Genomic DNA, 10526 nt, shown 5'->3' with positions numbered 1-10526 from the left:
ATGGCGAAGGCGAAGTTCGAGCGGACGAAGCCGCACTGCAACATTGGGACGATTGGCCATGTGGACCATGGCAAGACGTCTCTGACGGCAGCGATCACGAAGGTTCTGGCGAAGTCGGGTGGTGCGTCCTTCACGGCGTATGACCAGATCGACAAGGCTCCGGAGGAGCGGGCGCGCGGCATCACGATCTCGACGGCGCATGTCGAGTACGAGACGGCCAACCGGCACTACGCTCACGTGGACTGCCCTGGTCACGCGGACTACGTGAAGAACATGATCACGGGTGCCGCGCAGATGGACGGCGCGATCCTGGTGGTTTCGGCGGCTGACGGCCCGATGCCGCAGACGCGCGAGCACATCCTGCTGGCCCGCCAGGTGGGCGTGCCTGCGCTGGTCGTGTTCCTGAACAAGATGGACCTGGCCGATCCGGACCTGGTCGAGCTGGTCGAGATGGAGGTGCGCGAGCTCCTCTCCTCCTACCAGTTCCCGGGCGACGACATTCCGATCATCAAGGGCTCGGCGGTGGCCGCGCTTGAGGACAAGACGCCTGAGATCGGCGAGCAGGCGATCCTTGCGCTGATGGAGGCGGTGGACAGCTACATTCCGCAGCCGGAGCGCCCGAAGGACCTGCCCTTCCTGATGCCGATCGAGGACGTGTTCTCGATCTCGGGCCGCGGCACGGTGGTGACCGGGCGCGTGGAGCGCGGCATCGTCAAGGTGGGCGAGGAAGTCGAGATCGTCGGCCTGAAGGACACCGTGAAGACGACGGTGACCGGCGTCGAGATGTTCCGCAAGCTGCTGGACAGCGGCGAGGCGGGCGACAACATCGGCGCGCTGCTGCGTGGCACGAAGCGTGAGGACGTGGAGCGCGGCCAGGTTCTGGCCAAGCCCGGCTCGATCACGCCGCACACGAAGTTCAAGGCCGAGGCCTACATCCTGACGAAGGAAGAGGGCGGCCGCCACACGCCGTTCTTCACCAACTACCGTCCGCAGTTCTACTTCCGCACGACCGACGTGACGGGCGTGGTGCAGCTGCCGGAAGGCGTCGAGATGGTGATGCCGGGTGACAACGTGGCCATGTCGGTCGAGCTGATCGCCCCGATCGCCATGGACCAGGGCCTGCGCTTCGCCATCCGCGAGGGCGGCCGTACCGTCGGCGCCGGCGTCGTCGCCAACATCGAGAAGTAAGCCTCCGCCGCAAGGCGGGTGCTGGAAGAGGGGGCGGGCTGCCGGAGGGCGGCCCGCCCCTTTTGACTCCAGACTTCCGCTGGTAAATGGCGCGCGATGGAGGATCGTTCCGCGATGTTGCCCGATGAGGTTCTCCTTCCTCCGCCCTGGAACGAGCCCGAGGCGGAGGCGACCCGGCAGGCGATTCGCGACCTCGCCATCCTATGCGGCCTGGATGCCCGCCACTTCCGTCATCCCGGCAAGAAGACCCCGCCCGATTTCGGGGCCAGGGCACTGGCCGCGACCTGTGAGATCCTTGACCCCCTCGGCGGAGTCGGGCCGGAAGGGGATGGCAGCAGGCGGGATGCCGACCTGCCGCTGCGGGCACGGCAAGCCTATGCCCACAAGCCGGGCCTTGCGCGCTACGAGGCGCTGAACGCCGCCTTCCTGGCACATGAGAAAACCCGCCGCATCCCATCGCCCCTCTCAGGAGGGGAAGCCTCTATCCTCGGCAGCCTTCCCGTCGGGCCCTACCAGGTCACTTCCTGCCTGGAACAAGGGCGGCTGATCCTGCATCTCGGCGTCGGCTATATGACCGTGGGCCTCTATGACCCGGCCGAGAACCTGCTGCTCGTGCTCAACCCTTTCCGGCTCGAGTTCCGCAAGGTGCTCTACATCGCGCTGTCCTATCTCTTGGACCGCCCGCTTGCCTATGCCGGCTGGCTTCGGCGGGCCATGACCACGGGGCTGCGCCGGGCCTATGTCATCGGTGACGAGCGGCCCAGCCACTTCATCCGTCAGAGCCTCGCCTATCTCGACCAGCAGGAAGCGGCGGTCCTGGAATTTGGCCGGCGCGGCGGCCTGCTGGTGGCCGTTACGGACTGGTGCGCGATGGACCCCTTCGCGGTCATCCCCTCCCTGGCCTCACTGGACCGGCTGTCGCTGCGCAGCGAGCGGCTGACCGACACTCTCCTCCAGGCGGGCGTCGACGGGCACCGCGTCTACCGTGTCGATCTCCGCCGCAACGCCGGCTGGTTGCGTGCCCGCCTGCTGCCCGGGGCCCCATCACAACCCGCGCCTGCGACGAAGGGGCGGTTCCGGGTCATGTTTTCGGTCGATGCGGAACGCCAGCGCTTCGTGAACCAGGTCGAGGCCTTCCGCCTCGTCCTGCGCTGGCTGGGCGAGGCCTGCCAGGACAGCAAGCTCATCCTCGACCTGGTCTGGGATGGCTGGACGGTCCCTGGCGAACCTTCGGCGCGCGATCGGGAGGTGATGGGCCGGATCGAGGATGTCATCGCCCGTGTCACGGAGGAGCTGCCTGTTTCACTTGGCGAGCAGCTGCGGATCTTCAGCCTCTCCTCCCTCGCCAAGGTGCCGGAAATCGCGCGTTGCGACCTCGCCCTCACGACCCGGGGAACGGGCGCGCTCATCTCCTCCTGGCTACTCCGGCGGCCGACCATCGTCTATCACGCGGCTGCCGGGGCAGGGCACAACGCCGAGCTGGACGAAGCCACCGTCGTCCCGGTCGATCAGCGGGCAATCAGCGAGCCGCCAGCCGATCCGGCCAGGCCGGGGCTGTGCTTCTCCATCGCGCCCTGGGGGCTGGAGGAGGCGCTGCGCCGGGCTGTCGGGGACCGGCTGGCCATCCGGTCCGAATGCGCGGCCCCGGCCTGACGCTTCAGTGCCCGGCCACCACGCGCAGATGCGGCCGCCTGCCGGCCACCATCTGTGCGTAGAGCGCCTCGTAATCCGCGGCCATCCGGTCGGCGGTGAAACGCTCCTCGAAGCGCGCCCGGATTTTCGCGCGATCCAGTTCGCCCAGTCTTGCGACCGCGGCAGCGGCCTCTTCCTCGTTCCGGACGATGAAGCCGGTCAGGCCGTCCTCCACCACTTCCGGCACCGATCCAGCGGGATAGGCGATCACCGGCGTGCCGCAGGCCATGGCCTCGATCATCACCAGTCCGAAGGGCTCCGGCCAGTCGATCGGCACCAGCAGCGCGCGGGCTTTCGACAGGAAGTCCGGCTTCTGCCGGTCACAGATCTCACCGATGAACTCGACATGGGATTGGCCGAGCAGCGGCTCGATCTCCTCGGCGAAGTAGGTCGCATCGGCCCGGTCCACCTTGGCGGCAATCTTCAGGGGCAACCCGGCCAGGCCCGCGATCTTGATCGCGCGGTCCGGCCGCTTCTCCGGCGCGATACGGCCAAGGAAGGCGAGATAACCGTCAGAGCCATCGGCCTGGGGCGTGAGCAGATCCCGGGGCAGCCCGTGATGGATGGTCGCGGCCCAGTTTGCACGGGGCAGGGGGCGGCGCTGTGCGTCTGAAATCGAGACCACCCTGGCCGTCGGGAAGGTATCGAAGACCGGCTCCAGTTCCGGCAGGTCCAGCCGTCCATGCAGGGTGGTCACCCAGGGCACTGGCTGCCGGCTGAAAAGCGGGAAGGGCAGGTAATCCAGGTGGAAGTGGATCACGTCGAATTCATCGGCCCGGCGCAGGACCGACTCAAGCAGGAGGGTGTGAGGGGCGCCGGGGTCCCGGACAGTGGGGTCCAGCCGAAGCGCCTTCTCGCGTACCGCCACAAGCTCGGCCTTGGTCACGGCGTCGCCGGTGGCGAAAAGGGTCACGTCATGGCCCCGCTCTACAAGGGCCTCAGTGAGGAAGGAGACGATCCGCTCCGTCCCGCCATAGAGCTTTGGGGGCACCGCCTCATAGAGCGGGGCAACCTGAGCGATACGCATGCGTGGTCCTTTCATGCGGTTCCGCGCACCTCCCCGTCACTTCTGTTCTGTCTGAGTTGAAACACACCTATTGCGACAGGAAGGAGGCAGCGTCGTCCAGATTTTGCCAGAAACCGTGGCCATTCCCTGCGTTTCCTGTCCGGCCCGGTCCGCAGGCGTGTTCCGTCGGGACCGGCAGGCAGGCCATCGCGGCGCACAGGACCGCGAGCTGGGGAGAGACGCAGACCCATGCAGAGCGGCAGGGCGGGCAGCCGCCTGAACCGGCGCTGCACGATCCGGAGCCACTAGGCCCGGGCGCAAGGAGAACGCATGTCGGCCACAGCCTATGGCGCATTTCGTCCAACGCCTCGCGCGAACCTGACCGCAGCTTCCCCCGAAGGGCAGGGAGGGCGGGAGGAGGACCACACCGCCCTGCTTCCCTATGCGAGCAGGCCCATCGGCTTCCTCTTCCGCTACGTGCTGCTGCACCGTCTGGCCCATGCGGTGGTCCTGGCAGCCGTGCTGGCGGCGGTGGCCTGCTCGGTCGGGTCTCAATATGCCGTGAAGCACCTGGTGGATGTTCTCTCCGCCGGGCCACGGGAGGGTGATGGGCCCTGGATGGCCCTGGCCGTTCTGGCGGCGATCATCGCGGGCGACAACCTGCTCTGGCGCCTGGGCGGCTGGGTCTCGGCCGACAGCTTCACGCGCGTGACCGGCGCCATGCGGGCGGACCTGTTCCACCACCTTTCCGGCCACGCCCCGGACTATTTCGCCGACCGCTCCCCAGGCGTGCTGGCCAGCCGGATCTCGGCCACCGCCAATGCGGCCTGGACCGTGCTTTCCACCATGACCTGGAATGCGCTGCCGCCCACCGTGGCCGTCTGCATTGCCATCGCCTTCCTGGTGACGGTGGACCCGGTGATGGCCGGCACGCTTTTCCTGATCGCCAGCTCCATGGCCTTCCTGCTGACCTGGCTGGCCGGGCGGGGGCGGGACCTGCACCAGGATTACGCCGCCAAGGCCGCTGCAGTGGATGGCGAGCTGGTGGATGTGGTCCAGAATATCAGCCTGGTCCGAGCCTTCGGCGCCACCATTCGCGAACGCGAGCGCTTCGGCGCGACGGTCGGGAGCGAGGTCGCCTCCCGCAAGCGCAGCCTGCGCTACCTGGAAAAGCTGCGGCTGGCCCATGCCGTCATGACCGCGCTGCTGACGGTCGGGCTGCTCTGCTGGGCGCTGGCGCTGTGGCAGGCCGGCCGGGCGACCACCGGCGACATCGTCATGACCTGCGGCCTGGGCTTCACCATCCTGCACGGCACGCGGGACCTGGCGGTGGCGCTGGTGGATCTGATCCAGCACGTGGCGCGGCTCTCTGAGGCGGTGCAGGCGCTACTCGTGCCCCATGCACTGCCGGACCGGCCCGATGCCCGCCCGATTCGCCCCATGGGCGGCGCAGTCGCCTTTCAGGACATATCCTTCATCTACCCCGGGAAAACCGAGCGGGTGCTGCGGAACCTGAACCTTTCCATCGCTCCCGGTGAGCGGGTCGGTCTGGTGGGGCGCTCCGGGTCGGGCAAGTCCACGGCGCTGGCGCTGCTGCAGCGCCTCGCGGCGCCTCAGGCAGGCCGGATCCTGATCGACGGCCAGGACATCGCCGGCGCCACCCAGGCCAGCCTGGCCGCCATGCTGGCCGTGGTGCCGCAGGATGTGTCCCTCTTCCAGCGTTCGGTGCTGGAGAACATCCGCTATGGCCGCCCCGACGCCACGGATGCCGAGGTGATGCGCGCCGCCGAGGCTGCCCATTGCCGCGAGTTCATCGAGGCCATGCCCGAGGGCTTCCACACCCAGGTTGGTCAGCGCGGCGTGCGGCTCTCCGGCGGGCAGCGGCAGCGCCTCGCCATTGCCCGTGCCCTGCTGAAGGACGCCCCGATCCTGCTGCTGGACGAGGCGACCTCCGCCCTGGACAGCGAATCGGAGATGGCGGTGCAGGCAGCTCTTGAGCGGCTGATGCGCGGCCGTACGGTGATCGCCGTAGCCCATCGCCTGGGCACGCTGCGCCATTTCGACCGGATCGTGGTGATCCAGGACGGGCAGGTGCGGGAGCAGGGATCCCCCACCGAACTGGCTGCGCGGCCCGGCATCTACCGCGACCTGCTGAACAGCCAGGGCATGACGGCCGCTGCGGCCTGAGGGCTGGACAAGGCACCGTGCCCCACGGACAAACCCTCAACTGGAGGGCGGCATGACCGAGCAGCGCGGGACGGAACTGGCCGGATTCGGCGTACGGCTGGTGGCGCAGCTGCTGGATGCGGCCTGGATGCTGCCCGTTGGGGTGCTCCTGGCGATGATCGGCGAATTCGTGCAGGGCGGGCGCGGACTCTCGCCCGGCGCGAATTTTTTTCTGCAGCTGATCTCTGCGCTGCTGGTCATCCTTTTCTGGGCCTCGCGGGAAGCGACCCCAGGCAAAATGCTGATGCGGCTGCGCATCGTTGACGCCGATACTGGCCGGACCCCGGCCCTGCCGCAGCTGGTAGCCCGCTATGTCGGCTATGTGCTGTCCGGCATCTGCCTTGGCCTCGGCTATCTCTGGGTTCTCTGGGACCCGCGCCGCCAGGGATGGCACGACAAGATCGCCCGCACTCTGGTGGTGCGGGACCCGCCGCTGCGGGGATGAGGGCAGGATCCGGCGCCCGGGAATAACGGGGCGAAGGAGGCTGGCGTGCCTTTGCTGGCCGGGGCCCTCTCGACAGCGGCCGCGCCTTGCCGTAAGGCACGCCCCCTGCGCGGACCCGCTTAGGGGCGTAGCTCAATTGGCTAGAGCGCCGGTCTCCAAAACCGGAGGTTGGGGGTTCGAGACCCTCCGCCCCTGCCAGGGCGGGCCGCGCATGAAGTTTCGAGGCATCGCGCCGCAGCGTCCAGGGGCGGTCCCAGGGGGCCCGGCGCCGGGAGGGGGCCACGTGGCCGGTTTCAACCCCGTTGGCTATCTGCGCGACGTCCGGCAGGAGATCGGTCGCGTCACCTGGCCGAGCCGGAAGGAAACCCTGATCACCACAGGCCTGGTGTTGGGGCTTTCGGCCCTGGCTGCAGTTTTCTTCCTGGTAACCGACTGGCTGATCCAGCTTGCCATGCGGCTGCTTTTCGGATTCGCCTGAGGACATAGGTTTTCCGCGCCCCGCGCCGGAGGCCGGGACCGATTCCCGGGCCGGAGGTGAGGGGCGCCACAGATCGGGAGCTTCGCGGCCATGGCCGACAAGAAGTGGTACGTGGTCCACGTCTATTCCGGCTTCGAGAAGAAGATCGCGAGCCAGATCAAGGAGCAGGCCGCCCAGAAGGGCTTGGCCGACAAGATCGAGGACGTGCTCGTTCCCTCAGAGGAGGTGGTCGAGGTACGCCGCGGCCAGAAGGTCAACACCGAGCGCAAGTTCTTCCCCGGCTATGTGCTGGTGAAGATGGAAATGACCGACGACGCCTGGCATCTGGTGAAGGACACGCCCAAGGTCACGGGCTTCCTCGGCGCCCGCAACAAGCCCAGCCCGATCCCGGAGCGTGAGGCGATGCGCATGCTCCAGCAGGTCCAGGACAACGCCGAAAAGCCCCGTCGTCCCTCCATCACCTTCGAGGTGGGCGAGAATGTCCGCGTGGCGGATGGTCCCTTCACCAGCTTCAACGGCGTGGTCGAGGAAGTGGACGAGGAGAAGGGGCGGGTGAAGGTCTCCGTCTCGATCTTCGGCCGCGCGACGCCGGTGGAACTCGAATACGGGCAGGTCGAGAAGGCCTGAGGTCCTTTTCAGTAGGGTTCCAGCTTTTCGCTGGACTCCTGTCACGTGGGCGCCTATATGCGGCCCCCGCGCCGGCCGGGCTGGGGTTCTCCCCGCCCGGCCGCCGCGCGTTTATCAGGAACGCGGGAGGTCCGGCCCCAGCCTAGATGGGGCGGGCCGTAGGCACCGCGGGCCTCTGAAGTAGAGAGGTGCCAGAGAATGGCGAAGAAGATCGTCGGCTACATCAAGCTGCAGATTCCGGCGGGCAAGGCGAACCCCTCGCCGCCGGTCGGCCCCGCGCTGGGTCAGCGCGGCCTGAACATCATGCAGTTCGTGAAGGAATTCAACGCGGCTACCCAGGGCATGGAGCCCGGGACCCCGACGCCGGTGGTCATCACCGCCTACTCGGACCGCACCTTCTCCTTCATCACCAAGACCCCGCCCAACACCTACTTCCTGCTGAAGGCGGCGAAGATCGAGAAGGGCAGCCAGACTCCGGGCAAGGGTGGCGTCGTGGGCCGCGTGACGAAGTCGCAGCTGGCCGAGATCGCCAAGGTCAAGATGAAGGACATGAACTGCGAGACCGAAGAGGCCGCGGTTCGGATGCTGGCCGGGTCCGCCCGTGCCATGGGCATGAGCGTGGTGGAGGGCTGATCGATGGCCAAGCAGGGCAAGCGTCTCCGCAAGATCGCCGAGAGCCTGGATCTCGAGAAGGCCTATCCGCTGGCCGAGGCCATCGCGACGGTGAAATCCACGGCGAATGCCAAGTTCGACGAGACCGTTGAGATCTCGATGAACCTGGGCATCGACCCGCGCCATGCCGACCAGATGGTTCGCGGCGTGGTAGGCCTGCCGAACGGCACCGGTAAGACGGTGCGCGTGGGCGTCTTCGCCCGCGGCCCCAAGGCCGAGGAGGCCCGCGCCGCCGGTGCTGACGTGGTGGGCGCCGAGGATCTGATGGAGGCCGTGCAGGCCGGGACGATTGATTTCGACCGCTGCATCGCGACCCCCGACATGATGGGCCTCGTGGGCCGTCTGGGTAAGATCCTGGGCCCGCGCGGCCTGATGCCGAACCCCAAGCTCGGCACTGTCACCATGGACGTCCGTGGCGCCGTGACGGCGGCCAAGGCTGGTCAGGTGGAGTTCCGTGCCGAGAAGGCTGGCATCGTCCATGCCGGCATCGGCAAGGCGAGCTTCGACGCTGAGAAGCTGCTCGAGAATGCGAAGGCCTTCGTGGACGCCATCCAGCGCGCCCGCCCGGCCGGCGCCAAGGGCACCTATGTGAAGAAGGTGGCTGTCTCCTCTTCCATGGGCCCGGGCCTGAAGGTGGATGTAGCGAGCCTCTCCGCCTGAGTGAAAGCCTCGGGCTTCGGCCTGGGGCGCGAAATACGCCCGCCCTGAAAAGGGCGGGCGGGCAGGGCGGGGAAACCCGCCTGACCTGTCCGAGACCCGGTGTGTCCCCAGCCATTGCTATGGCGGGACTTGATGGGCGAGAGCCCGCAACGGGGAGACGGGGTGCCAGAGACGATGATCCGCCGGTCCTCCGGCGGGCTTGGCTTGGCTTCCGGCTTAGATCTGACAGGCGAACCGGGGTGGCCTTTTGCGAGGTCATCCCTGCGTGAACCGGCCGGGGCCCCTCCACAAGGCGCCGGTTAATCGTAGGAGACGGGAATGGACCGTACGGAGAAGCGCGAGTTCGTCGCCACCCTCGGTTCGGTGTTCGCCGACACCTCCTTCGTGCTCGTCGCCCAGAACAATGGGCTGACGGTCGCGGCGGTGGATGATCTGCGGCGCCGGATGCGGGCGGCTGGTGCGACGTACAAGGTCGCGAAGAACCGCCTGGCCAATCTCGCCCTCGAAGGCACCCGCTTCCAGGGCATCTCGCCGCTGCTGAAGGGTCCGACCGCGCTCGCGTGGTCGAAGGATCCGGTGGCGGTGGCGAAGACCGCCGTGGAGTTCGCCAGGGGTAACGACAAGTTCGTGATCCTGGGCGGGGCGATCGGGAACCAGACCCTGGACGTCAATGGCGTCAAGGCTCTGTCCGAGCTGCCCTCGCTCGAAACGCTGCGGGCGCAGCTGCTGGGTCTGATTCAGACCCCGGCGACGCGCATCGCGGGCGTGCTGCAGGCTCCGGCCGGGCAGCTGGCGCGGGTGTTCAAGGCCTATGCCGACAAGGATGGGTCTACCGAGGGCGCGGAAGCCGCCTGAAACGCCGTATCCCCGGGCCGGTTGCCTATAAAGGCATCACCTGGGGTTGCAAACATCAAGCCAAGCCATTAGATCGAAGGACACAATCATGGCCGATCTCGCGAAGCTCGTCGACGAGCTGTCCTCCCTCACCGTCCTGGAGGCCGCTGAGCTCTCCAAGATGCTCGAGGAGAAGTGGGGCGTTTCCGCCGCGGCTCCGGTTGCCGTGGCTGCTGCCCCGGCCGCTGGCGGCGGCGCTGCTGCTGCCCCGGTTGAGGAGCAGACGGAGTTCACCGTTATCCTCGCCTCCGGTGGTGACAAGAAGATCAACGTCATCAAGGAGATCCGCACGATCACCGGCCTGGGCCTGAAGGAGGCCAAGGACCTGGTCGAGGGCGCTCCGAAGACCGTGAAGGAAGGTGTCTCGAAGGACGAGGCGGAGAAGATCCGCAAGGTTCTCGAGGAGAACGGTGCCAAGGTCGAGGTCAAGTAAGACCCCGATCGGCGTATCCCTGGCCGCCTGCCTTGGTAGGCCGGCCGGGGGACAGAGTGGTTCGAAGGGCCGGGCGGAAACCCTTGGGGTTTCCGCCCGTGTCCGCTTTTCGCCGGACGGCGGGTGCCGTGCGGTGGTGATGCGAGGGGTTGGGGCGCGCGGCGGCGCCCAGGCCGCTCGGGTAGGGTGAAGGGACGCAGGGCTG

11 protein-coding genes and 1 tRNA gene are annotated in these 10526 nt (G+C 67.6%); 11 read left to right on the top strand and 1 reads right to left on the bottom strand.

Features of this window, described 5'->3' with window-relative positions; all coding sequences use genetic code 11:
• Both tuf and ACO1BU_RS18890 read left to right on the top strand, forming a co-directional pair.
• Positions 1–1188 carry an elongation factor Tu gene (gene tuf / locus ACO1BU_RS18895; RefSeq protein ID WP_424137502.1) on the top strand — a complete coding sequence of 396 codons (1188 nt, stop codon included), beginning with the start codon at positions 1–3 and terminating at the stop codon, positions 1186–1188.
• A gap of 96 nt (positions 1189–1284) precedes the next feature.
• Positions 1285–2841, top strand: a complete 1557-nt coding sequence (locus ACO1BU_RS18890; protein ID WP_424137512.1) for a hypothetical protein — start codon at positions 1285–1287, stop codon at positions 2839–2841.
• Between the two features lie 4 nt (positions 2842–2845).
• Here the strand turns inward: ACO1BU_RS18890 and ACO1BU_RS18885 are convergent, their stop codons facing one another.
• On the bottom strand, positions 2846–3907 hold the full coding sequence (locus ACO1BU_RS18885; RefSeq protein ID WP_424137511.1) for a glycosyltransferase family 4 protein: 1062 nt from the start codon (positions 3905–3907) through the stop codon (positions 2846–2848).
• A 309-nt stretch (positions 3908–4216) separates the two neighbouring features.
• On the opposite strand from ACO1BU_RS18885, the gene ACO1BU_RS18880 reads away from it, so the two are divergent.
• From ACO1BU_RS18880 to rplL, 9 genes are all read left to right on the top strand, one after another.
• A complete protein-coding gene (locus tag ACO1BU_RS18880) occupies positions 4217–6073 on the top strand; it encodes an ABC transporter ATP-binding protein (RefSeq protein WP_424137510.1) in 1857 nt (618 codons plus the stop codon).
• Between the two features lie 52 nt (positions 6074–6125).
• A complete protein-coding gene (locus ACO1BU_RS18875; protein ID WP_424137509.1) occupies positions 6126–6557 on the top strand; it encodes an RDD family protein in 432 nt (143 codons plus the stop codon).
• Positions 6558–6678: 121 nt separating this feature from the next.
• Positions 6679–6755 (top strand) — tRNA-Trp (locus ACO1BU_RS18870).
• An 85-nt stretch (positions 6756–6840) separates the two neighbouring features.
• The gene (secE, locus tag ACO1BU_RS18865) at positions 6841–7035 is read left to right on the top strand and encodes a preprotein translocase subunit SecE (RefSeq protein WP_424137508.1); all 195 of its coding nucleotides are present in this window, start codon (positions 6841–6843) and stop codon (positions 7033–7035) included.
• A gap of 90 nt (positions 7036–7125) precedes the next feature.
• Complete coding sequence (gene nusG, locus ACO1BU_RS18860) at positions 7126–7662, top strand: transcription termination/antitermination protein NusG (RefSeq protein WP_209379229.1); 537 nt, start codon at positions 7126–7128, stop codon at positions 7660–7662.
• A 198-nt stretch (positions 7663–7860) separates the two neighbouring features.
• Positions 7861–8295, top strand: coding sequence for a 50S ribosomal protein L11 (gene rplK / locus ACO1BU_RS18855; RefSeq protein WP_424137507.1), 435 nt, complete (start codon positions 7861–7863; stop codon positions 8293–8295).
• Between the two features lie 3 nt (positions 8296–8298).
• Positions 8299–8994 (top strand): 50S ribosomal protein L1, encoded by a 696-nt coding sequence (rplA, locus tag ACO1BU_RS18850; RefSeq protein ID WP_424137506.1) that lies wholly within the window; start codon positions 8299–8301, stop codon positions 8992–8994.
• A gap of 318 nt (positions 8995–9312) precedes the next feature.
• Entirely contained in the window at positions 9313–9849 is a 537-nt protein-coding gene (gene rplJ, locus ACO1BU_RS18845) for a 50S ribosomal protein L10 (RefSeq protein ID WP_424137505.1), read from the top strand.
• 88 nt (positions 9850–9937) lie between these two features.
• Positions 9938–10321 carry a 50S ribosomal protein L7/L12 gene (gene rplL / locus ACO1BU_RS18840; protein WP_377116314.1) on the top strand — a complete coding sequence of 128 codons (384 nt, stop codon included), beginning with the start codon at positions 9938–9940 and terminating at the stop codon, positions 10319–10321.
• Positions 10322–10526: the final 205 nt, after the last annotated feature.

Source organism: Roseomonas chloroacetimidivorans, from assembly GCF_049629625.1.
Classification (GTDB): domain Bacteria; phylum Pseudomonadota; class Alphaproteobacteria; order Acetobacterales; family Acetobacteraceae; genus Roseomonas; species Roseomonas chloroacetimidivorans.
This window is presented reverse-complemented; position numbering and strand designations above follow the sequence as displayed.